This window comes from Janibacter zhangyanbonis, from assembly GCF_050507325.1.
Lineage (GTDB): Bacteria > Actinomycetota > Actinomycetes > Actinomycetales > Dermatophilaceae > Janibacter.
Genome location: NZ_CP191481.1, coordinates 561,155 through 582,578, shown reverse-complemented (window position 1 = coordinate 582,578; position 21,424 = coordinate 561,155). Strand labels below are relative to the sequence as shown.

Annotated in this window: 20 protein-coding genes; 7 read left to right on the top strand and 13 right to left on the bottom strand. The window is 73.2% G+C overall.

The genetic code is table 11. From position 1 onward, the window contains the following. Nucleotides 1-15: 15 nt before the first annotated feature. The 11 genes from ACQBJO_RS02870 to ACQBJO_RS02820 form a co-directional block, all read right to left on the bottom strand. The gene (locus ACQBJO_RS02870; RefSeq protein WP_421007216.1) at nt 16-1,512 is read right to left on the bottom strand and encodes a proton-conducting transporter membrane subunit; all 1,497 of its coding nucleotides are present in this window, start codon (nt 1,510-1,512) and stop codon (nt 16-18) included. Continuing rightward, entirely contained in the window at nt 1,509-2,999 is a 1,491-nt protein-coding gene (locus ACQBJO_RS02865) for a complex I subunit 4 family protein (protein ID WP_421007217.1), read from the bottom strand. The genes ACQBJO_RS02870 and ACQBJO_RS02865 overlap by 4 nt, the downstream gene beginning before the upstream one ends. Continuing rightward, complete coding sequence (locus ACQBJO_RS02860; RefSeq protein ID WP_255185299.1) at nt 2,996-4,840, bottom strand: NADH-quinone oxidoreductase subunit 5 family protein; 1,845 nt, start codon at nt 4,838-4,840, stop codon at nt 2,996-2,998. Before ACQBJO_RS02860 ends, ACQBJO_RS02865 begins: the two co-directional genes overlap by 4 nt. After that, a complete protein-coding gene (gene nuoK / locus ACQBJO_RS02855) occupies nt 4,840-5,139 on the bottom strand; it encodes an NADH-quinone oxidoreductase subunit NuoK (protein ID WP_421007218.1) in 300 nt (99 codons plus the stop codon). The genes ACQBJO_RS02860 and nuoK overlap by 1 nt, the downstream gene beginning before the upstream one ends. After that, nucleotides 5,136-5,642, bottom strand: a complete 507-nt coding sequence (locus ACQBJO_RS02850; protein WP_421007219.1) for an NADH-quinone oxidoreductase subunit J family protein — start codon at nt 5,640-5,642, stop codon at nt 5,136-5,138. Before ACQBJO_RS02850 ends, nuoK begins: the two co-directional genes overlap by 4 nt. Continuing rightward, nucleotides 5,639-6,166: a NuoI/complex I 23 kDa subunit family protein gene (locus ACQBJO_RS02845; RefSeq protein WP_255185296.1), complete on the bottom strand. Its 528-nt coding sequence runs from the start codon at nt 6,164-6,166 to the stop codon at nt 5,639-5,641. Before ACQBJO_RS02845 ends, ACQBJO_RS02850 begins: the two co-directional genes overlap by 4 nt. Then, nucleotides 6,163-7,119, bottom strand: a complete 957-nt coding sequence (locus ACQBJO_RS02840) for a complex I subunit 1/NuoH family protein (RefSeq protein ID WP_421007220.1) — start codon at nt 7,117-7,119, stop codon at nt 6,163-6,165. The genes ACQBJO_RS02845 and ACQBJO_RS02840 overlap by 4 nt, the downstream gene beginning before the upstream one ends. Then, nucleotides 7,116-8,276: an AAA family ATPase gene (locus ACQBJO_RS02835; protein ID WP_421007221.1), complete on the bottom strand. Its 1,161-nt coding sequence runs from the start codon at nt 8,274-8,276 to the stop codon at nt 7,116-7,118. The genes ACQBJO_RS02840 and ACQBJO_RS02835 overlap by 4 nt, the downstream gene beginning before the upstream one ends. A gap of 108 nt (nt 8,277-8,384) precedes the next feature. Further along, nucleotides 8,385-8,966: an NADH-quinone oxidoreductase subunit C gene (locus tag ACQBJO_RS02830; protein ID WP_421007222.1), complete on the bottom strand. Its 582-nt coding sequence runs from the start codon at nt 8,964-8,966 to the stop codon at nt 8,385-8,387. A gap of 1 nt (nt 8,967) precedes the next feature. After that, the gene (locus ACQBJO_RS02825) at nt 8,968-9,531 is read right to left on the bottom strand and encodes an NADH-quinone oxidoreductase subunit B (RefSeq protein WP_303708370.1); all 564 of its coding nucleotides are present in this window, start codon (nt 9,529-9,531) and stop codon (nt 8,968-8,970) included. Between the two features lie 27 nt (nt 9,532-9,558). Then, the gene (locus tag ACQBJO_RS02820; protein ID WP_255185293.1) at nt 9,559-9,915 is read right to left on the bottom strand and encodes an NADH-quinone oxidoreductase subunit A; all 357 of its coding nucleotides are present in this window, start codon (nt 9,913-9,915) and stop codon (nt 9,559-9,561) included. 131 nt (nt 9,916-10,046) lie between these two features. Between ACQBJO_RS02820 and ACQBJO_RS02815 the strand changes: the two genes are divergently transcribed. The 5 genes from ACQBJO_RS02815 (at nt 10,047) to ACQBJO_RS02795 (ending at nt 15,720) form a co-directional block, all read left to right on the top strand. Further along, entirely contained in the window at nt 10,047-11,552 is a 1,506-nt protein-coding gene (locus ACQBJO_RS02815) for a M28 family metallopeptidase (RefSeq protein ID WP_421007223.1), read from the top strand. A gap of 192 nt (nt 11,553-11,744) precedes the next feature. Beyond that, nucleotides 11,745-12,173: a DUF4870 domain-containing protein gene (locus ACQBJO_RS02810; RefSeq protein WP_421007224.1), complete on the top strand. Its 429-nt coding sequence runs from the start codon at nt 11,745-11,747 to the stop codon at nt 12,171-12,173. Beyond that, a complete protein-coding gene (locus ACQBJO_RS02805; RefSeq protein WP_421007225.1) occupies nt 12,170-12,622 on the top strand; it encodes a hypothetical protein in 453 nt (150 codons plus the stop codon). The genes ACQBJO_RS02810 and ACQBJO_RS02805 overlap by 4 nt, the downstream gene beginning before the upstream one ends. 123 nt (nt 12,623-12,745) lie before the next feature. Next, nucleotides 12,746-14,623 (top strand): 2-oxoacid:acceptor oxidoreductase subunit alpha, encoded by a 1,878-nt coding sequence (locus tag ACQBJO_RS02800; protein WP_421007226.1) that lies wholly within the window; start codon nt 12,746-12,748, stop codon nt 14,621-14,623. Beyond that, a complete protein-coding gene (locus tag ACQBJO_RS02795) occupies nt 14,620-15,720 on the top strand; it encodes a 2-oxoacid:ferredoxin oxidoreductase subunit beta (RefSeq protein ID WP_255185288.1) in 1,101 nt (366 codons plus the stop codon). The genes ACQBJO_RS02800 and ACQBJO_RS02795 overlap by 4 nt, the downstream gene beginning before the upstream one ends. 138 nt (nt 15,721-15,858) lie before the next feature. On the opposite strand, the gene ACQBJO_RS02790 is transcribed toward ACQBJO_RS02795, so the two are convergent. Together ACQBJO_RS02790 and ACQBJO_RS02785 are read right to left on the bottom strand one after the other, a co-directional pair. After that, a complete protein-coding gene (locus ACQBJO_RS02790) occupies nt 15,859-17,169 on the bottom strand; it encodes a D-arabinono-1,4-lactone oxidase (protein WP_421007227.1) in 1,311 nt (436 codons plus the stop codon). Beyond that, on the bottom strand, nt 17,166-18,323 hold the full coding sequence (locus ACQBJO_RS02785; RefSeq protein WP_421007228.1) for an alanine racemase: 1,158 nt from the start codon (nt 18,321-18,323) through the stop codon (nt 17,166-17,168). Before ACQBJO_RS02785 ends, ACQBJO_RS02790 begins: the two co-directional genes overlap by 4 nt. Before the next feature lie 173 nt (nt 18,324-18,496). Here ACQBJO_RS02785 and ACQBJO_RS02780 point away from each other — a divergent pair, with 173 nt between their 5' ends. Further along, nucleotides 18,497-20,569: a PhoX family protein gene (locus ACQBJO_RS02780; RefSeq protein WP_421007229.1), complete on the top strand. Its 2,073-nt coding sequence runs from the start codon at nt 18,497-18,499 to the stop codon at nt 20,567-20,569. A gap of 119 nt (nt 20,570-20,688) precedes the next feature. Then, the gene (locus tag ACQBJO_RS02775; RefSeq protein ID WP_421007230.1) at nt 20,689-21,423 is read left to right on the top strand and encodes a class F sortase; all 735 of its coding nucleotides are present in this window, start codon (nt 20,689-20,691) and stop codon (nt 21,421-21,423) included. The last annotated feature ends 1 nt before the right edge of the window (nt 21,424 follow it).

Here is a 21,424-nt window from a genome sequence, read left to right as displayed (position 1 = left end):
AACGCTCGCAGGGGGTCACGGCGTTCCCGTCCCCAGCAGCAGGACGGGCACGAGGGTGGCGGCGAGCAGTACGACCCCGGTGACGACGGCGACGACGGTCGCGGTCCGATCGGTCCGCTCGGGCGGCCGGTGCTCGTCGCCGGGCTGCAGCACGAGCGCCACCCAGCGCAGGTAGACGGCCAGGCCGATGACCGCGGCGACGACGGCCGGCAGAGCCACCCACCACAGGCCCTCGGTGGCGAGGGGGCGCAGCGCCATGACCTTGGCGAGCAGGCCGGCGACGCCCGGCGGCAGGCCGGCCATCGTGAGCAGCGCGAGGGTGAGGACGGCGGCGTGCACGGGCCGGCGGCGCAGCAGCCCGCGGTCGTCGTCGAGGCGTCGCGGACCGTCGACCGACAGGGCGGCGACGACGGCCAGGGCGGCGACGACCGCGACGACGTAGACGGCGAGGTAGCCGACGGCGGCGAAGGTGTCGCCGGCAACGAGCGGGGCGAGGATCCAGCCGCCCTGGGTGACCCCGGACCAGGCGATGAGGCGAAGGGGGTCGCTCGCCCCGAGCGCGAGCACCGCACCCCCGATCATGGAGACGACGGCGAGCACGCCGAAGGCCGGGGTCGCGGCCGCGCGCACGCTGGCTGCACCGTCGGTGACGGCGACGAGCCCACCGACGGCGGCGACGGTCGAGACGCCCGCGAGGAGCATCGCCACCTCGAGCCCGGCGCGGGGATAGGTCGCCGGCGCCCAGGCGTGGAAGGGCACGAGCGAGAGCTTGAAGCCGACGGCCGCGAGGAGCAGGACGACCGCGAGGGTCAGCACGGCGCGGGTCTCCCCCGTCTGACCGGCCGCCCACGAGGCGACCCCGCTCAGGCGCAGGCTCCCGGTCGCGGTGACCCACAGCCCGGCGCCGACGACCGCCACGGCGAAGCTCGCGACGGACGTCGTCACCAGCTGCATCGCCCCGCTGTCGCGCCCGCCGCGCAGGACCGCGAGCGCGACGATGGGCAGCGTGGCCAGCTCGAGGCCGACGAGCCAGGTGCCGAGGTCGTGCGCGACCGAGACGGTGCACGCGCCGGTGACGGTCGCCAGGAGCAACGCGGCCTCGACGGCGCCGTCGGGGCGGTGGGTCGTGCCGTCCTCGAGCGAGGGCACGCCACGCTGCCGGGCGAGCAGGACGAGCACGGCGAGACCGGCCGCGCCGGCGAGCGCCTGGAGCAGTGCACCCGACTGGCTCACCCGCAGCAGGCACTCGCTCGCCTGCGTGCCCGGCGGCGGGGTGAGGCTCATGGCAGGGTCCCCGGGCCGGCACAGCGTCGTGACCTCGCCGCCCCCGGAGGCCTGCACGCGCAGGGCGAGAGCGGTACCGAGCGAGACGAGGAGCGCGAGGGCCGCCAGCAGGATCGCGGGCAGGCGACGTCGCGGGGCGAGGGCGTCGACCGCGAGGACGAGCACGGCCCCGACGGCGGGGGCGAGGACGGGCGCGGCGACGGCCACGTCGATCTGCGGGGCGCTCATCGGGTCACCACCGCGGCGAGGGCCGGGTCGGTCACGGCGAGGACGAGCCCCGGCGCGACGCCGAGGGCGACGACCGCGAGGGCGAGGACGGCACCGGGCACGAGATCGGTGACGGGCAGCTCCGCGCGCCGCTCGGCCGGCGTCGGGGCGTCCGGCGCCCCGCTGCCCTCGCCGAGCCAGACGAGCCGGGCGACGCGCAGGGAGTATGCGGCGGCGAGGGCCGCACCGACGGCCGCGACGACCGCGCACCCGACGAAGAGCGGCCCAGGGCGGCCGTCGGCGGGCGAGAGCGCGGCGACGACGACCATGATCTCGCCCCAGAAGCCGGCGAGGCCGGGCAGCCCCAGCCCGGCGGCCAGGCCGGTGACGAGGAGCAGCCCGGTGACCGGCGCCTCCTCGCGAAGGGGGGTCCGCGCCGTGTCGAGGAGGTCGTCGCCCCAGCGGTGCTTGAGCCCGCCGACCACGAGGAAGAGCAGTGCGGAGATGACGCCGTGCGCGAGGTTGGCGTAGAGCGCGGCGGCGACACCGGTGTCGGTGCCCGAGGCGAGCGCCAGGGCGACGAAGCCCATGTGCGCGATGGACGACCAGGCGATGAGCCGCTTGAGCTCGCGCTCGACGAGGCAGACGAGCCCGCCCCAGATGATGCCGATGGCGCCGCAGACGGCGAGCACCGGCGCGACCCGGGCGAAGCCCTCGGGCACCGCAGCCAGGGGGAGCCGCACGAGGCCGTAGGTGCCCATCTTGAGCAGCACGGCGGCGAGCACCATCGAGCCGGCGGTCGGTGCCGTCGTGTGCGCCATGGGCAGCCACGAGTGCAGCGGCCACACGGGCACCTTGATCGCGAGGCCGAGGGTGAGCAGCACGGCGACGGCCACCTGCACGCCGGTCGACAGACCCCGGCCGTGGGCGGCGCCGAGCGTGCCGAGGTCACCGGTGCCCGACTGGGAGACGAGCAGCAGCACCCCGAGGAGCAGGAGCGTCGAGCCGAGCCCGGTGTAGAGGACGAAGCGGGCGCCGGCCTCGCGGCGGGCCACCGGGTCGCGGTCGTCGCCGAAGCGGGTGATGAGCACCCACATCGGCACGAGCACGAGCTCGAAGGCGACGACGAAGAGCAGTGCGTCGCGCGCCGCGAAGGTGCCGATCGCCCCGCCGAGGGTGATGAGCAGGGTGCCGACGAAGGTCGCGGCGCTGCCCCCGCGCGGCGCGTCACCGAGGGCGGTCGTGCAGGCCGCAGCGGTGACGACGGCGGCGAGGAGGGCGAGCGGCCCGCTGATGCCGTCGAGCCCGAGGTGGATGCGCAGGTCGAGGGCGGGCAGCCAGGCGATGTCGACGACGGCGTGACTGCTCCAGGCGATGACGACGAGGGCCGCGGTGACGAGGGCGCCGGCCAGACCGATGCGGGCGGCGAGCCGGGCGCTCATCTCCGTGCCGGCGCCCAGCAGGACGGCACCGAGGAGCAGCGGCAGGACGCAGGCGAGGCCGATCACGAGTCCCCCAGCAGGACGAGGGCGGTGACGACGGCGACGAGCAGCAGGCCCCCACCGAGCAGGGCGAGGCCGTTGGCCGGCCGGGCGCGACGGTGGGCCTCGGTGCCGACACCGCTCGCGCCGAGCACGCCCCAGGCGGCGGCGCGCACATAGGTGTCGACGACGCCGCGGTCGAGGAAGGCGACGAGCCCGGCGAGAGCGGTGACCGGCCGGGCGACGACCGCGCGCTGGGCCCGGTCGGCCCCGAGGCCGGCGCCGACGAGGCCACCGAGGCGGCCGGTGACGAGCCGCTGCTGCCACCCGGAGGCGTGGAGCAGCCAGCCGAGCGCGATGCCGGCGACGACGAGCACGAGGACGACGGCGAAGAGCGCGAGCGGGACGTGCCCGGCGTCGGGCAGCCGGGGCCCGAGGGCCAGACCCCCGAGGATGCTGGCGGCGGTGAGCACGAGCAGGATCCCGGCCACCGCGGTCGGCATGACCGCGCGGTCGCGCACCCGCCCCTCGTCGCCGAGGGCGACGACGAGCAGGGCGCGGGTGGCATAGGCGGCGGTGACGACGGTCGTCGCGAGCAGAGCGACGAGCACGATGGCGGCGACCGGGCCGCGGCTGCCGACGTCGCTCCCGACGGCGGCGATGACGTGCTCCTTCGTCAGGCCACCGAGGACGAGCGGGATGCCCGCGAGGGAGACGAGCCCGGCCGCCCAGGCGGCGAGCCCGACGGGGTGGGCCCGCCCGCTGCCGACGAGGGCACGCGCGGCGGTCGAGCCACGCGTCGTGGCGAGCCAGCCGACGGTGAGGAAGAGCAGCGCCTTGAAGATCGCGTGGCCGTAGAGGTGCCCGAGGGCGGCGCCGGCCGTCGGGCCGCTGCCGGCGGCCGCGAGCGGCGCCAGCATGACGCCCACCTGGCTGATCGTCGACCACGCGAGCAGCCGCTTGAGGTCGGGCTCGACGAGCGCGCACAGGGCAGCGAGCAGCATCGTCGCGGCGACCGAGAGGCCGAGGAGCGCCCGGGCCGGGTCGGAGCGCAGCAGCAGCGGGAGCAGCTGGGTCAGCACGACGGTGCCGGCGGCGACCATCGTCGCCGCGTGGATGAGTGCGGAGGCGGGGGTGGGGCCCTCCATGGCGTCGAGCAGCCAGTGGTGGAAGGGGATCTGCGCGGACTTGCCGAGCACCCCGACGACGACGAGGACGAGGGCGATCGAGCGGGCGGTCGGGTCGGCCGCGGCGGAGGTCCAGTGGTCGATGACGTCGGCGCGGGCGGTCGTGCCGGCGCCCGCGACGAGCACGGCGGTGCCGAGCAGCAGCCCGATGTCGGCGACCCGCGTGACCATGAAGGCCGCGTGGGCGGCCCGCCGCGGCCGCTCGCGACGCGACCAGTGGCCGATGAGCAGGTAGGAGCACCAGCCCATCACCTCCCAGCCGACGACCGTGAGGAGCAGGTCGGCGGAGAGGACGACGAGCACCATCGCGGCGCTGAAGAGGGCGACGGTCGCGTGAAAGGCGCCGCGCCGGTCGTCGTCGGCGAGGTACCACGCGGCATAGGCCTGCACGAGCGCGGTGACGAGGGCGACGACGAGGACGAGGAAGGCGCTCGTCGCCGACAGGCCCAGACCCAGCGGGAGGTCGGTGCCGCCCATGACGAGGCCCGGTCCGGTGGCGTGCTCCTCGGCGAAGGGGGCGCCCCGCACCCCCGCGGGTGCGCCGGCGAGCGCGATGACGGACAGCACGAGCGTGCCCACGCCGCCGGCGACGCCGGTGAGGGCGGACAGCGGCCCGCTGCGTCCGACGAGGAAGGTGAGCACCGCTGCGGCCAGGGGCAGCACGACGAGGGACCAGGCCATCACTCGGCGTCCTGCGCGAGGTCGATGTGGCCGCGCCGGCGGTAGGCGGCGACGATGACGGCGAGGGCGATGACGACCTCGGCGGCGGCGATGGTGATGACGAAGAGGGTGAGGACCTGGCCCGACCAGGTCGCGTCGTTGCCGAGGGCCCCGGCGGTGACGAGCAGCAACCCACCACCGGCGAGGACGAGCTCGGCGCCGACGAGGACGAGCACGGCATGGCGCCGGGCGAGGATGCCGTAGACACCGAGCGCGACGAGGACGCTCGCGAGCAGGTAGGGACCGGCGCTGTGGATCATCGGCGCTCCCGGTCGGTCGTCAGTCCGGCGACGGCGAAGGCCCCGACGAGCGCCGCGAGCAGCAGCAGCGAGAGCAGCTCGAAGGGCCACACCCAGGTCGAGAAGATCTGCCGGGCGAGCTCGTCGGTGCCGCCGGGGCGGACCTGCGTGGGCACCGCGATCGGCAGCAGCACCGCGGCGAGCAGGCCGCCGGTGCCGGCGCCGACGAGCGCGGCGAGCAGCCGGTGGGCACGGCTCGTCGAGTGCTCGGTGCGCGGCCCGATCGGGGCCCGGGTGAGCATGAGCGCGACGATGACGAGCACGACGACGGCGCCGACGTAGACGAGCACCTGGACGAGGGCGACGAGCTCGGCGCCGAGGACGAGGTAGCAGCCGGCGAGCCCGAGGAGGGCGACGACGAGCCACAGCGCGGCGTGGACCACCTGACGGGTCGTCACGGCCAGGGCCGCGGCCGCCGCCGTGATGAGACCGGTCGCGGCGAAGGCGAGGTCGAGGCCCGTCATCGGCGCCCCTTGCGCGCCGGCTTGTTGGCGGCGCTCACCTCGGGGGCCTCGGCGGCGGCGGGGTCGAGCTCCGGCGGGGCCGGGACGTCGGCGGCCCACTGGCCGAGGCGCTCCTTGTCGTGGAGCAGGTCGCGGATGTCGGTCTCGGCGTACTCGAACTGCGGGCTCCAGAAGAGCGCGTCGAAGGGGCAGACCTCGATGCAGATGCCGCAGTACATGCACAGCGAAAAATCGATGTCGAAGCGGTCGAGGACATTGCGCTGGCGGGCGCGCCCCCCTTCGCTCGCCGGGGGGACCTCCTCCTTGTGCGAGTCGATGTGGATGCACCAGTCGGGGCACTCCCGGGCGCAGAGCATGCACGAGGTGCAGTTGCTCTCGACGAGCGCGATGACCCCGCGGGAGCGTGCCGGCAGCTCCGGCGCGACGTCGGGGTACTCCGCGGTGTGGGGCGGCCGCATCATCTGGCGGGCGGTCGTCGCCATGCCCTTGACGAGCCCGGGGACGAAGCTGCGGTCGGTGCTCATGCGGTCATCACCACTCCCACGGCGGTCAGGGCGAGCTGGGCCAGGGCCAGCGGGACGAGGACGGTCCACGCGAGCCGCTGCAGCTGGTCCTCGCGCAGCCGCGGCCACGACACCCGCATCCAGATGATGAGCAGGACGACGAGGCCGCCCTTGAGCAGGGTCCACAGCCAGCCGAGGTGGTCGGCGAAGGGGCCCTGCCAGCCGCCGAGCCACAGGATCCCGAAGAGCAGCCCCATGACGACCATGCCGGCGTACTCGGCGAGCATGAAGAAGGCGAAGCGCAGCCCCGTGTACTCCGTCCACGGGCCCATGACGACCTCGCTGTCGGCGATGGGTGCGTCGAAGGGGGGTCGCTGCAGCTCCGCGGTCGCGGCCACGAGGAAGACGATCGCGCCGGGCAGCTGCCACAGCAGCCACCACGGGGACCAGACCTCGACGACGCCGGCGAGCGAGAGCGTGCCCGCCGCCATCGCCACCGAGGCGACGGCCAGCACCAGCGGCAGCTCGTAGGCGAGCAGCTGTGCGGCAGAGCGCATCCCGCCCACGAGGGCGTACTTGTTGGCGCTGGCCCAGCCGGCCATGAGGGTGCCGAGCACCCCGACCCCGGTCACGGCGAGCACGAGGAGGACGCTGCCCGGCACCTGAGCGGCGGCGACCCCGGGGTGGATCGGCAGCAGGGCCATGGCGATGACATAGGGCACGAGCGCCACGGCCGGCGCGAGGCGGAAGACGCCGCGGTCGGCGGCGACCGGCGTGATGTCCTCCTTCTGGACGAACTTCACCCCGTCGGCGACGAGCTGGGCCCAGCCGTGGAACCCGCCGGCGTACATCGGGCCGAGCCGGCCCTGCATGTGCGCCATGACCTTGTGCTCCGTCTGGCCGGCGACGAGCGGGAGCACGAGCACCGCGGCGAGGGACGCCAGCGAGCGCAGGGCGATCTCGAGCAGGCTCATCGGCTCCTCCCTTCGTCCACATCGGCACTCTCTCTCACGAAGTCGCGGAACCCGGGGACGGTGAAGCTCAGCAGGCCGTGTCCTGCGACCTCGACGAGACCCTTGTCCATGAGGGAGCGCCGGGCCATGCCGAGGGAGCCGGTGCTCACGCCCAGGGTGGCGGCGATGTCACCACGCCGGACGACGGGCTCGTCGGCACCGGCCATGGCGGTCAGGAAGCGTTGCTCCGAGGGCGATGCCTTGGACCACCGGCTGCGGTAGAGGGCGTCGAGGTCCTCGGCGATCCCGGCCCGGGCCGAGTCGACGTGGTCGACGGTGAGGACCGCACCCGCGTCCGGGCGCCCGGCGGCCCGCCACACGCCGTCGGCGTGGAGCTGCACGAAGTAGGGATAGCCCTGGGTGCGCCGGACGATCTCGGTGACCGCCGCCGTCTCCCAGGAGACTCCGAGCGCTGTCGCGGGCGCGGTGATGGCCTCGCGTGTCGCTGCCTCGTCGAGCGAGCCGAGCTGCCGGTAGGCGAAGCGCTCGGCGAAGCTGGCGGCGTCGGTGACCACGTCCTCGGTGTGCCCGAGCCCCGCGCAGACGAGCGCGATCGGCACGCCCTCGGGGTCGGCCTGCAGGTGCTGCCAGGCATAGGCGAGAGCTTGGATCCCGTCGCGGTCCGCTGCCTGCAGCTCGTCCACGAAGATCACGGCTCCGACACCGGCGTCGTCGAGCACCTCGCGGGCGGTGGCACGGAACAGGTCCTCGAGCCGGCGCACGACCGTGGTGCCCTCGCCCGGCGCGAAGGTGGCCTCCACCTTGGCCCCCGGGAGTCCGACGCTCACCCCGATCTCGCGCAGCCGGGACGCCACCGTGTGCGGCTGCCAGCGCAGGGGGCCGAGCCCCAGCGCCTCGACGAGCGATGCCAGCAGGTCACCGTGCCCGGCCGTCACGAAGACGGTGGCGTGACCGGCGGCCTGCGCCTGACGTTGCGCCTCGCGCAGCAGGGAGGTCTTGCCGACCCCGCGCGGTCCCACGAAGACGTGGACCCGACCGGCGAGCCGACGCCGCGCGGACATGGCAGCGAGGAGGTCGGCCACCCGGTCGAGGTGGTCCGCGCGCCCAGGGACGTCGTGCGCGATCTCCCCCGGGGTGTACGGACTCGGTTGGACCATGCGCTGGACCTTACAGGTCTTTACAGTTCGCGGATCTGTAAAGACCTGTACCTTCGAGGCGGCTGGCCCAGGGTGTCGCCATCACACCAGGGACCACGGGGGGATCGCTCAGCTCACCGGCCGCGTGCCCTCCTGAGCCTCGGGGTCGGGCCCCTCGCCCGACCCGTCCCGCGGACCCCACTCGGGCCCGGGCACGCCGGGCGCGGTGACGCGGCGGCGGCTCGGCGACTTGCTCGAGTGCCCCTCCCCCGGCTCCTTGCCGCCGGGCCAGGGGCGGGTCGCCCGCGAGGCGAGGACGAAGGACTTGCGCAGCGGCGTGCCCTCGAAGCCGTCGGGCAGGAGCAGCGGCCGCAGCCCGAGGCCGGTGCCGTCGACGAAGCCGGTGAAGTCCTGGCCGAACATCTCGTGCGTCTCGCGCTCGTGCCACGCCGCCCCGGCGAAGATGCCGGTGATGCTGTGCAGGCTGTCGCCGAGCGGGACCCGGGTGCGCAGGAGCGCGGTGCGCTGGTCGCGCTCGGGCGTCGGGCGCGGGTCGACGAGGTGGCAGACGATGTCGAGACCGGGGTGCTCCTCGCGGTCGGTCTCGTCGACGGCGCTCAGCCAGTCGAAGAAGGTGTAGCCGCGGTCCACGGCGTCGCGCACGGCGCGCAACCACTCCAGCGGGCTGACGGTGAGGTCCTCCTGGGGCACGTCACGCCCCCTTCGTCGGTCGTCGCAGCAGGCCGCGGCGCACCTCACCGGCACCGGCGGACCGGTGCCCGGCATAGCGCGCCCGCATCCCGGCGGTCGTCAGCGACTCCGCGGCGATCTTGTCCTGGAGGGTGAGGATCCCGTGCAGGAGCGCCTCCGGGCGCGGCGGGCAGCCGGGCACGTAGACGTCGACGGGGACGAGCTGGTCGACCCCCTTCGTCACGGAGTAGGAGTCCCAGTAGGGGCCACCGGAGTTGGAGCAGGCGCCGAAGGAGATGACGTACTTGGGCTCAGGCATCTGGTCGTGCAGGCGACGGATCGCCGGCGCCATCTTGTCCGTCACCGTGCCGGAGACGACCATGAGGTCCGCCTGCCGCGGGCCCGGGGCGAAGGGGATGACCCCGAGCCGGATGAAGTCGTGCCGGGCCATCGACGCGGCGATGAACTCGATGGCGCAGCAGGCCAGCCCGAAGTTGAAGACCCAAAGGGAGTAGCGGCGGCCCCAGCTGAGCACGACCTTCATCGGCTTGGGGGCGTGGGCCCCGACGGGGCCCACGCGCGGCATCGGCAGGTCGGTCGTCACGAGGTCACCTCACGTCCACCGCAGCAGGCCGCGACGCACGGCGTGGAGGAGGCCGATGAGCACGACGCCGATGAAGATCGCGACCTCGACGAGGCTCACCGGCCCGAGGTCGCTGCGCAGCACGAGCGCCCACGGGAAGAGGTAGACGGCGTCGACGGCGAAGACGACGTAGAGGAAGGCGTAGGCGAGGTAGCGCACCTGGGTCTGCGCCCAGTCCTGCCCGACGGGGTCGACGCCCGACTCGTAGGTCGTCAGCTTGGCTCGGGTGGGCGCGGCCGGCGCGATGAGCCGCCGCGCGGTGTAGGCCGCGACGACGAGCAGCACACCCACGACGAGGGTGCCGGCGACGACGAGGTATCCATCCACCCCCGCACCCTATCCACGCCCACCCGCCGACGAGGGGACCCCGTAATCCCCCGCAGCGCCGACGCCACCCCTATGGTCTGCGTCACACCGGCGGGCAAACGGCGCCCGCCGGCCTACCGGAGGAAACCATCGTGCGATCACGTACCGCTGCCGCTACCGCGGCCGCCGCGACCGCGGCCCTGGCACTCACCACCCTCGCCAGCAGTCCGGCCCAGGCAAGCAACCCCAACAACAGCAAGAAGATGACGAAGGCCGTCACGGTCGAGAACGTCCACAAGCACCTCGAGGCCTTCCAGGAGATCGCCGACGCCAACGACGGCAACCGCGGCGCCGGGACCTCCGGCTACGAGGCCAGCGCCCGCTACGTCGAGAAGACCCTGCGCAACGCCGGCTACACGACGGAGCGGCAGCCCTTCTCCTTCGTCTACGAGGAGGTCCACTCCTCGAGCCTGACCGAGATCTCGCCCGAGGCACGCACCGTCGACGCCGTCGAGATGTCCTACAGCCAGCCGACGCCCGACGACGGGGTCACGGCCACCCTCGCCGCGCCGACGACGGCCATCGGCTGCACCGCCGGTGACTACGCCGGCGCCGACGTCGCCGGCAAGATCGCGCTCGTCAGCCGCGGCACCTGCTCCTTCGCGGAGAAGGCGATCGCCGCCAAGGCCGCCGGCGCCTCCGCGGTGATCATCTACAACAACGCGCCGGGCACCCTCAACGGCACGCTCGGTGGCGTCGAGCCCGACAGCGCGCCGGCCACCGGCGTCACCCAGGAGGAGGGCCAGAACCTCCTCGCCAAGATGGCCGCCGGCCCGGTGACGATGAAGCTCGTGCTGACCAAGACGATGGAGGAGCGCGAGACCTTCAACGTCATCGCGGAGACCACGAGCGGGCGCGACGACAACGTCGTCATGCTCGGCGCGCACCTCGACAGCGTCGGCGACGGCCCCGGCATCAACGACAACGGTTCCGGCAGCGCCGGCATCCTCGAGACCGCGGTCCAGCTGGGCAAGGTCAACAAGCTCAACAACAAGGTGCGCTTCGCCTGGTGGGGCGCCGAGGAGCTCGGCCTGCTCGGCTCCGACCACTACGTGGCCGACCTGCAGGAAAATGACCCGGCCGCTCTGGACGACATCGCGACCTACCTCAACTTCGACATGATCGCCTCGCCCAACCACATCATCGGGGTCTACGACGCCGACGAGTCGACCTACGAGGCCCCGGTCGAGGTCCCGGCCGGCTCCGCCGCCACCGAAGAGGTCTTCACCGACTACTTCGACGGCACGAACCAGGCGTGGGTCGACACCGAGTTCTCCGGTCGCAGCGACTACTCCGCCTTCATCGCCGCGGGCGTGCCCGCGTCGGGTCTCTTCACCGGCGCCGACGGGGTCAAGACCCCCGAGGAGGTCGAGAAGTTCGGCGGTGAGGCCGGTGTCATCTACGACCCGAACTACCACACCCCCGCTGACGACATCTCCAACGTCAACATGGAGGCCCTCGACACGATGAGCGATGCGATCGCCCACGCGACGATCACCCTCGCCCAGTCGACGGCGGACATCAACGGCAAGACCAGCCGCGGCAAGTCCGGCAAGCCGGCGCCGACCGTGCTGCCCGAGGACGTCGACGCGGCCTGACCGCGGACCCGTCCCGACGGGGGCGTCCCGGCAACGTGGATCCACGGTGCCGGGGCGCCCCCTTCGTCGTGCCGGGGCCCGCGCTGGACCAGGCGAAGGGGGGATGTCCCCCGACCGGTCCGGCGGCGGGCCGCATTGGCCCGCGGGCCCGTCCACGGCAGAGTCGTGCCGAGACCACAGGAGGTACACCCCATGAGCGAGCACCCGCAGCTCCCGCCCCAGCAGGGCTTCCCCGGCCAGACCCCGCCGCCCCCCGGCTACACGCCGGCCCCGATGTCACCGACCGAGGAGCGCAACCTCGGCATGATCGCCCACCTCGTGCCGGCCGTGCTGCTGCCGCTGAGCGCCGGCACCCTCGGCTTCGTCGGGTCGCTCGTCATCTACCTCGTCTACAAGGACCGCGGCCCCTTCGTGCGGGCGCACGCGGCCAACAGCCTCAACGTGCAGATCATCACCGCGATCCTGCTGCTCGCCTCGAGCGTGCTCATGCTGCTGCTCGTCGGCTTCATCCTCTACCCGCTCGTCATCGTCGTCGCGACCGTCATCCACGTGCTCGGTGCGGTCAAGGCCAACAACGGCGAGTGGTGGACCCCGCCGATGACGCCGCAGCTGGTCAAGTGACCCAGCAGGCGAAGGGGGTGGTCGTCGCCGGGCACGGGGTCGCCTCCGGCCGGGCGAGCGACTCCCCCTTCGCCGCGGGGACGATCGAGCTGCAGGCGCCGCACTTCGCGGCCCGCGGACTGGACCTGTCCCCCTTCGTCATGGCGACGGTCAACGTCGACCTCGCCCCGCACCGGCTCGTGCTGCGGGAGCCGCGGTGGACCTTCGTCGACGTCGACTGGACCGCGGTGCACCCGCCGGAGACTTTTTCCTTCGTCGAGTGCACGGTGACTCGCGGCGACGAGCAGGTCGAGGGCCTCGTCTACCACCCGCACCCCGAGACCAAGCCGATGCACCACCAGCCCTCGACCGTCGTCGAGCTGCTCCTGCCCCGGTTGACGGGCCTCGCGACCGGCGAGGTCCTGGGGCTGCGCCTGCCCGACGCCACCCAGGCCACCCTCATTGCATAACGGCGCGTTATCCATCTCATAACGTGACCGATTGATTGGCCCGGAGGTCGCGGACCTACCATGGACAGATGTCCGGGGAGCGCCCGCGACACGACCGACCTGCGAGGGGCACGACCACCCATCATGAGCAGTACTGCGACGACCCAGGCCAAGGACCGCGTCATCATCCGCTTCGCCGGCGACTCCGGCGACGGCATGCAGCTGACCGGCGACCGGTTCACGGCCGACAGCGCGGCGCTGGGCAACGACCTGTCGACCCTGCCCAACTTCCCCGCCGAGATCCGCGCGCCCCAGGGCACGATCCCCGGCGTCAGCTCCTTCCAGCTGCACTTCGCCAGCTGGGACATCCTCACCCCCGGCGACGCCCCCGACGTGCTCGTCGCGATGAACCCCGCGGCGCTCAAGGCCAACCTCGGTGACGTGCCGCGCGGCGCGACGATCATCGTCAACACCGACGAGTTCACGACGCGCAACCTCAAGAAGGTCGGCTGGACGACCAGCCCGGTCGAGGACGACAGCCTCGAGTCGTGGCACGTGCACGCCGTGCCGCTGACCTCGATCACCGTCGAGGCGCTCGCGGACTTCGACACCCTGACCCGCAAGGAGAAGGAGCGGGCGAAGAACATGTTCGCCCTCGGCCTGCTGTCGTGGATGTACTCGCGTCCGACGACGGCCACCGAGGACTTCCTCGCCTCGAAGTTCGGCGCCAAGCCCGACATCCTCGCCGCCAACCTCGCCGCGCTGCGCGCCGGGTGGAACTACGGCGAGACGACCGAGGACTTCGCCGTCCCCTTCACCGTCGCCGCGGCGCCGACGCCGCCCGGCACCTACCGCAACATCACCGGCAACACCGCGCTCTCTCTCGGCCTCGTCGCCGGTGCCCACCGCGCGGGCCGCCCGCTCGTGCTCGGCTCCTACCCGATCACCCCGGCGAGCGACATCCTGCACAGCCTCTCCGGTCTCAAGCGCCACGGCGTGACGACCGTGCAGGCCGAGGACGAGATCGCCGGCATCGGCGTCGCGCTCGGTGCCTCCTTCGGCGGTGCGGTCGGCGTGACGACGACCTCCGGCCCGGGCGTCGCCCTGAAGTCCGAGACGATCGGCCTCGCGGTGAGCCTCGAGCTGCCCCTCGTCATCGTCGACGTGCAGCGCGGCGGACCCTCGACGGGTCTGCCGACGAAGACCGAGCAGTCCGACCTGCTGCAGGCGATGTTCGGTCGCAACGGTGAGTCGCCGGTGCCGATCGTCGCGCCGCAGACCTCGGCCGACTGCTTCGACGCGGCGCTGGAGGCGGTGCGCATCGCGACGACCTACCGCACCCCGGTCTTCCTGCTCTCCGACGGCTACCTGGCCAACGGCTCCGAGCCGTGGCAGGTCCCGCAGGTCGCCGACCTGCCGTCCTTCCCCGTCGAGCTGGCCAGCGAGCCCAATGCCACCGACGCCAAGGGCAACCCGACCTTCCACCCCTACGTCCGCGACGAGGAGACCCTCGCCCGGCCGTGGGCGGTGCCCGGCACCCCCGGCCTCGAGCACCGCATCGGCGGGATCGAGAAGGACGCGGTCACCGGCAACATCTCCTACGACCCCGACAACCACGACCTCATGGTCCGCACCCGCCAGGCCAAGGTGGACAAGAGCGCCGACTCCATCGGTGACCTCGAGGTCGACGACCCGAGCGGTGACGCCAAGGTCCTCGTCCTCGGCTGGGGCTCGACCTACGGGCCCAACCTCGCGGCGGTCCGCCGCCTGCGCGCGGCCGGCAAGAGCGTCGCCCACGCGCACCTGCGCCACCTCAACCCCTTCCCGGCCAACACCGGCGAGGTCCTCCAGCGCTACGAGCGCGTCATCGTGCCCGAGATGAACCTCGGTCAGCTGGCGATGCTGCTGCGCGCGAAGTACCTCGTCGACGTCCGGTCCCACACCTCGGTCCGCGGTCTGCCCTTCAAGGTCGCCGACCTGGCCGAGGTCATCGACGCTGCCCTCCAGGAGGTCACGGCATGAGCATCGATCTCGGCATCCCCACGGTGGCGTCCGGCACGGCCGGCGTCCCGACCCTCCCCGAGGGCGAGAAGCAGACCCGCAAGGACTTCGCCTCCGACCAGGAGGTGCGCTGGTGCCCCGGCTGCGGTGACTACGCGATCCTCGCGGCCGTCCAGGGCTTCCTGCCCGAGCTCGGCCTGCGCAAGGAGAACATCACCTTCGTCTCCGGCATCGGCTGCTCCTCGCGGTTCCCCTACTACCTCGACACCTACGGGATGCACTCGATCCACGGGCGCGCCCCGGCGATCGCAACCGGCCTGGCGACGAGCCGCCCCGACCTGTCGGTGTGGGTCGTCACCGGTGACGGCGATGCCCTGTCGATCGGTGGCAACCACCTGATCCACGCGATGCGGCGCAACGTCAACATGACGATCCTGCTCTTCAACAACCGCATCTACGGCCTGACCAAGGGCCAGTACAGCCCGACCTCGCAGCCGGGTCTGGTCACCAAGTCCTCCCCCATGGGCTCGGTCGACGCCCCCTTCAACCCCATCTCGCTGGCGCTCGGTGCCGAGGGCACCTTCGTCGCGCGGACCATGGACTCCGACCGCAAGCACCTCACCGAGGTGCTCAAGGCCGCTGCGGCACACCGCGGTACGTCGATCGTCGAGATCTACCAGAACTGCCCGATCTTCAACGACGGCGCCTTCGAGCTCATCAAGGACGTCGAGCAGCAGAAGGCCCGCCTGGTGCACCTGCGCGACGGCGAGCCGGTCGCCATCGGTGACGAGGGCGAGCGCGAGCTGCTGGTCCGCGGCGAAGGGGGGTCCGTCCGCTTCGTGCCGGAGGCCGAGGTCTCCGAGCAGGGGCTGGCCGACCAGGTCGTCGTCCACGACGTCACCCTGTCCGACCCGAGCCAGGCCTTCTCGATCAGCCGGCTGGACTCCGAGTCGATGACGCACGTGCCGATGGGCATCTTCCGCGCCGTCGACCGTCCGACCTACGACGACCAGACCCGCGCGCAGGTCGAGTCCGCGGTCGACCTCGCCGGCGGCCCGGCCACCGACGACGACCTGCAGGCGCTGCTCCACGGCAAGGACACCTGGACCGTCGAGTAGGGGGCACCCCCCCGGACCACCCGGGGTGGCCCTAACTCCGCAAAACCCTAGGGTTTTGCACGGTTGCGGTCCGGAACGTCGCAAGACCCTAGGGTTTTTGCGACGTTCGCGGCCCGTTGTGCCGCCGGCAGGGCGCTCTCAGGGGCCGAGGACCCGGTCCAGGTAGTCGTTGGCGAGGATCCGGTCGGGGTCCAGCCGGTCGCGCAGGGCGACGAAGTCACCGTGCCGCGGGTAGAGCGCGGCCAGCCGCTCCGCGCCGAGGGTGTGCAGCTTGCCCCAGTGCGGGCGCCCCGCGTGGGCCGCGACGATCTCCTCGAAGGCTGCGAAGTAGGCCGTCGGGTCGGCGCCCCGCACGTGCTGGTGCACCGCGACGTAGGCATTGGCCCGCTCGTGGCCCGTCGAGAGCCAGATGTCGTCGGGCGCGGCTACCCGCACCTCGACGGGGAAGCTGATCGGCTCGCGCCGACGCTCGACCCACGCCCGCAGGTCGGTGAGCACGTCGGCGACCGCCTCGCGCGGGACGGCGTACTCCGACTCGACGAAGCGCACGGTCCGCGGCGTGACGAAGACCTCGTGCGAGGGCGCGGTGTAGGAGCGCTGCGACAGCGCCCGGGCGGCAACGGCGTTGAAGGGCAGCACCGCTCGCGGCGCGTGGGCGAGGACGCGGTTGACGGCGCCGAAGACCGTGTTGGAGAGCAGCTCGTCGTCGAGCCGCCGGCGCCACTCGGGCAGCGGCTCGTCGACCTCGTCGGGCACGAGGTCGTTGGCCTTGGTCTGCACCCGCCCCGTGCCGGGGAACCAGTACATCTCGAAGTGCCGGTGGGCGTCGAAGTGTTCCTGGATGCGCGGCAGCACGACGTCGAGCTCGTCGGGCGACTCCACGGCGCGCAGCCGGTAGGCGGGCAGGCAGGCGAGCTCGATCTCGGTGACGACGCCGAGCGCGCCGAGCCCGACCCGCGCCGCCCCGAAGAGCTCCGGGTCGCTCTCGTCGACCCACCGCTCCTGCCCGTCGGGCGTGACGAGCTGCAGCCCGACGATGCCCGCGGCGAGCCCCGGCAGCCCGGCGCCGGTCCCGTGGGTGCCGGTCGACGTCGCACCGGCGAGGGTCTGGGCGTCGATGTCGCCGAGGTTGGGCATGGCCAGCCCGAGCCAGTCGAGGGCCTGGTTGAGGATGCGAAGGGGGGTCCCCGCCAGCACCCGGACCCGCCCGGTGTGCCGGTCGGCCGAGACGATGCCCGACAGGTGGTGCAGGTCGAGCCGCAGCTCGTCGGCCTGCGCGATGGCCGTGAAGGAGTGGCCGCTGCCGACGGGGCGGATGCGCCGCCCTTCGCCCGCCGCGCAGCGGACCGCCTCGGCGACCTCCTCCGGGGTGCGCGGGGCCACCGCCTCGGCGCTGTCCGTGACATTGCCGGCCCAGTTGGACCACGTGTGCCGTCGGCGAGACCTCATCCGAAGCACTTCCCTTCGCCGCGGTAGGTCGGCACGACGTCGACCACCTCTCCCCCGCTGATGACGACGTACTCCGTGAAGCGCTCGGCGAGCTCACCGGCCTTGGCATGCCGCCACCACACCCGGTCACCGATCGCCAGGTCGCGAGCAGCCTTGCCGCGCAGCGGAGTCTGCACCTCGCCGGCACCCTCGGTCCCGACGAGCGAGAGCCCAGCGGGGTGCACCGGGGTCGGTACCCGGGAGTCGCCCGCGGGGCCGGAGGCGATGTAGCCACCGGAGAAGCAGGTGACGACGTCGCGGGCCGGGCGGCGCACGACGGGCAGGGCGAAGCCGACCGCGGGCTGCGGGGTGAAGGCGTCGTAGCCGTCGAAGAGGGTCGGCCCGATGAGCCCCGACCCGGCGGCCAGCTCGGTGAGCGCGAGGTCGGCGCCGGTCACCTCGAGCGAGCCGGTGCCGCCGCCGTTGACGATCGTCAGGGGGCCGACGGCGCGCTCGAGGGCGGCTCGCGCGGCCCGGCGGCGGCGCCGCAGCGAGGCATCACTGCGGCGCTTGACCAGACGCACGGCCGGCGAGCTGTCGGGCAGCCCGGCGATCTGGGCGTCGTAGAACATCAGGCCGACGACCCGCAGCCCGGCGCGCTGCGCAGCGGTCGCCACGGCCGCGGCGGCCCGCGGGGAGCGAAGGGGGCTGCGCCGCACCCCGAGGTGGGCCGGCCCGACCCGCAGCGAGGCGTCGACGTCGACGACGACCCGCACCGGGGCGCCGTGCGGCAGCCACCGGCGCAGCGCGTCGACGTGCTCGGCCGAGTCGACGGCGATGCTCACCTCCCGCAGCGCCCGCTCGTCGCCGGCGAGCGCGGTGAGCGCCTCGCGGTCGACGCTCGGGTAGGCGACGAAGACGTCGCGCACGCCGTGCCCGACGAGCCACAGCGCCTCGGGCAGCGAGTAGGCCATCACCCCGGCGAAGCCGGGCGTCGCCAGGGCCCGCTCGAGCAGGTGGCGCACCCGGATCGACTTGCTCGCCACCCGGATCGGGCGGCCACCGGCCCGCCGCACGAGGTCGGCGGCATTGGCGTCGTAGGCATCGAGGTCCACGACGGCGAAGGGGGCGGACCTCCCCTTCGTCGCCCGGTCCCACGTCTCGAAGCTCGTCACCCGCCCGACGCTACCGGCTGGTCACCACCGGCGCGGGGGACGTGCGACGTTCGACTGGGCGTCACCTGCTCGTCACGTCGATGCCGCCCGGGGTGACCCGCGCCTCCCTAGGTTCGGCTCGTCACCCCTGCTCACCCCCGCCCGTGCTCGGGCGGATCTCCCGGAGGAACCTGATGACGCCCCCTCGCAACGACCGCACCCTGCTGCCCCTGGCCACCGGCCACCGTGACGGCGGCCGCGCCGCCGCGACCTGCACCTGGAAGTGCAACGACGCGTGCAGCAAGCCGGTCCCCAACACCTCGGACAACGACTACTTCGGTGACGTCGTCGCCGCCTCGCGTCGCTCCGTGCTCAAGGCCGGCGGCGCCGCCGCGGCCCTCGCCGGCCTGACGACCGTCGCCACCGGCGCGGCCACCCCCGCCGCCGCTGCCGGCCCGGGCAAGAAGGCCCCCTTCGGCTTCACCCCCATCTCCCCGGTACCCGCCGGCACCGACGAGGTCGTCGTCCCCGAGGGCTTCCAGTGGGCCCCGGTCATCGCCTGGGGCGACCCGATCCTCAAGGGTGCACCGGCCTTCGACTTCGACCACCAGACCGCCGCCGCGCAGGCCGGCCAGATGGGCTACAACTGCGACTACGTCGGTGTCGTGCGCACCAAGGGCGCGAACAACGCGGTGCTCGTCGTCAACAACGAGTACACGAACAACAACCTCATGTTCCACGGCTACACGACCGCGGCCGCGATGACCGACGACCAGGTCCGGATCACCATGAACGCCCACGGCATGACCGTCGTGGAGATGTCGCGCAAGAACCCCAACAGCAAGTGGGTCTACACCAAGGGCGCGCCGCTCAACCGCCGCATCACGGCCACCACCCCCTTCGAGCTCGTCGGCCCGGCCCGCGGCAGCGACCTCGTCAAGACCTCCGCCGACCCGGCCGGCACGACGCCCCTGGGCACCTTCGGCAACTGCGCCGGGGGCACGACGCCGTGGGGCACGATCCTGTCCGGCGAGGAGAACTTCAACGGCTACTTCACCCAGCCGGCCGCCCCGACCGCCGACCTCAAGGGTCAGGCCGCCAAGCGCTACGGCCTCGCCGGCGGCAGCAAGAGCCAGCACAACTGGGACCGCATCGACTCCCGCTTCGACCTGACGAAGGAGCCCAACGAGGCGCACCGCCACGGCTGGGTCATCGAGGTCGACCCGAGCGACCCGACCGCTCGCCCCCGCAAGCTCTCCGCGCTGGGCCGCCTCAAGCACGAGGGCGCCAACGTCGTCATCGCCGACGACGGCCACGTCGTCGCCTACATGGGTGACGACGAGCGCTTCGACTACATGTACAAGTTCGTCTCGAAGCGGACCTACCGCGAGGGCGACCGCGCCCACAACAAGACTCTCCTCGAGGAGGGCGACCTCTACGTCGCGAAGTTCACCGGCGACGGCGCCGCGGACGGCGAGCACGACGGCACCGGCCAGTGGCTGCCGCTCGTCGTCGGTGGCGAGTCCAAGGTCGACGGCATGAGCGTCGAGGAGGTCCTCGTCTACACCCGCGTCGCCGCCGACAAGGTCGGCCCGACGAAGATGGACCGCCCCGAGGACGTCGAGGTCAACCCGGTCAACCGCCGCGTCTACGCCGCCCTGACCAACAACTCGGCCCGCACCCCCACGCAGGTCGACGAGGCCAACCCGCGCGCCAACAACAAGCACGGCCAGGTCCTCGAGATCACCGAGGACGGCGGCGACCACACCGGCACGACCTTCGCGTGGAAGCTCGTCCTCATCTGCGGTGACCCCAATGACCCGCAGACCTACTTCAACGGCTACGACACGTCGCAGGTCAGCCCGATCTCCTGCCCCGACAACGTCGCCTTCGACGGTGACGGCAACCTGTGGGTCGCCACCGACGGCAACGCCCTGGGCCACTGCGACGGCATGTACCTCATGCCGCTCGAGGGCGCGCACAAGGGACACCTGCAGCAGTTCCTCTCGGTGCCGGCGCACGCCGAGTGCTGCGGCCCGCTCATCGAGTGGGACGACCGCGTCGTCTTCGCCGCGATCCAGCACCCGGGCGAGTCGGACGGCGCCACCACCGCCGCCCCGACGAGCCTCTTCCCCTACCAGGGCAACACGCAGCCCCGCCCCTCGGTCATCATGATCTGGCCCGAGGCGAAGGGCGGCAAGGGCGCCGGTCAGGGCAAGGGCAAGAACAACGGCAAGGGCGCTGGCAAGGGCAACGGCAAGGCCTGATCCCAGCCCGAGGCACCACCCGCAGGGCCGTCCGCGACATCCGTCGCGGGCGGCCCTGCGCCGTGTCGTGCGGTTGCTCGGCCCACGGCGTCCTCGCTCGCCGTGGCAGGGTGAGCGGCATGCGCTCCCGTCGTGGCTCGGTCGTGGTCCGTGGCCTCGGCGTGGGGTTGGCGCTGGGGTTGGGGCTGGGCACGGCACTCGGTGGGTGCGGCGGCGGGTCGAGCGAGGACCCGGTGCCGGCGACCGGATCGAGCTCCGCGAGCAGCGCGAGCACGTCGACGAGCTCGACCGCGACCACGGCGACCACCTCGACCACTGGCGGGGCCTCCCCTTCGTCCTCGGCGCGGAGCGACCCACCCCAGCCCGCCGACGCCCGAGACGCCGGCCTCGCCGACGTCGACACCGGCGCGGAGGCGATGACCCTCGACGTCCCCGCGCTCGACCTGACCGCGCAGCTGTCCCCGCAGGCACTGCGCGACGGACGCCTCGCCCCCGGCCCGGGCCGGGTCGTGCGGGCCACCGGCGAGGGCCGGGTGGCCCCGGGCGCCGAGGGCACCGCCTTGCTCGCGGGCCGGGCGCGCTCCGGCGGGGCCGCCGACGTCTTCGCAGACCTCGCGGCGCTGCGGCCCGGCGACGGGGTCGTGCTCACCTACCCCAGCGGCACCCAGCTGCGCCTCGAGGTGACCCGCACCGCCGTCGTCGACCGCACGGCGCTCGCGAGCGACGACGCGCTCCGCGCCCGCCCCGCCGCCGGCACCCGACGGATCGTGCTCGTCACGAGCGACGACCGGATCCACCTCGACCACGGGCCCCGCGACGCCGCCCTCCTCGTCGTCGCCGAGGTGCCGTCCTGAC

Coding starts and splice junctions, on each gene's coding strand:
- ACQBJO_RS02870 (WP_421007216.1), bottom strand. CDS start 1,512: ATGAGCGCCCCGCAGATCGACGTGGCCGTCGCCGCGCCCGTCCTCGCC.
- ACQBJO_RS02860 (WP_255185299.1), bottom strand. CDS start 4,840: ATGGCCTGGTCCCTCGTCGTGCTGCCCCTGGCCGCAGCGGTGCTCACC.
- nuoK (WP_421007218.1), bottom strand. CDS start 5,139: ATGATCCACAGCGCCGGTCCCTACCTGCTCGCGAGCGTCCTCGTCGCG.
- ACQBJO_RS02850 (WP_421007219.1), bottom strand. CDS start 5,642: ATGACGGGCCTCGACCTCGCCTTCGCCGCGACCGGTCTCATCACGGCG.
- ACQBJO_RS02845 (WP_255185296.1), bottom strand. CDS start 6,166: ATGAGCACCGACCGCAGCTTCGTCCCCGGGCTCGTCAAGGGCATGGCG.
- ACQBJO_RS02840 (WP_421007220.1), bottom strand. CDS start 7,119: ATGAGCCTGCTCGAGATCGCCCTGCGCTCGCTGGCGTCCCTCGCCGCG.
- ACQBJO_RS02835 (WP_421007221.1), bottom strand. CDS start 8,276: ATGGTCCAACCGAGTCCGTACACCCCGGGGGAGATCGCGCACGACGTC.
- ACQBJO_RS02825 (WP_303708370.1), bottom strand. CDS start 9,531: ATGCCGCGCGTGGGCCCCGTCGGGGCCCACGCCCCCAAGCCGATGAAG.
- ACQBJO_RS02810 (WP_421007224.1), top strand. CDS start 11,745: ATGAGCGAGCACCCGCAGCTCCCGCCCCAGCAGGGCTTCCCCGGCCAG.
- ACQBJO_RS02800 (WP_421007226.1), top strand. CDS start 12,746: ATGAGCAGTACTGCGACGACCCAGGCCAAGGACCGCGTCATCATCCGC.
- ACQBJO_RS02795 (WP_255185288.1), top strand. CDS start 14,620: ATGAGCATCGATCTCGGCATCCCCACGGTGGCGTCCGGCACGGCCGGC.
- ACQBJO_RS02790 (WP_421007227.1), bottom strand. CDS start 17,169: ATGAGGTCTCGCCGACGGCACACGTGGTCCAACTGGGCCGGCAATGTC.
- ACQBJO_RS02780 (WP_421007229.1), top strand. CDS start 18,497: ATGACGCCCCCTCGCAACGACCGCACCCTGCTGCCCCTGGCCACCGGC.
- ACQBJO_RS02775 (WP_421007230.1), top strand. CDS start 20,689: ATGCGCTCCCGTCGTGGCTCGGTCGTGGTCCGTGGCCTCGGCGTGGGG.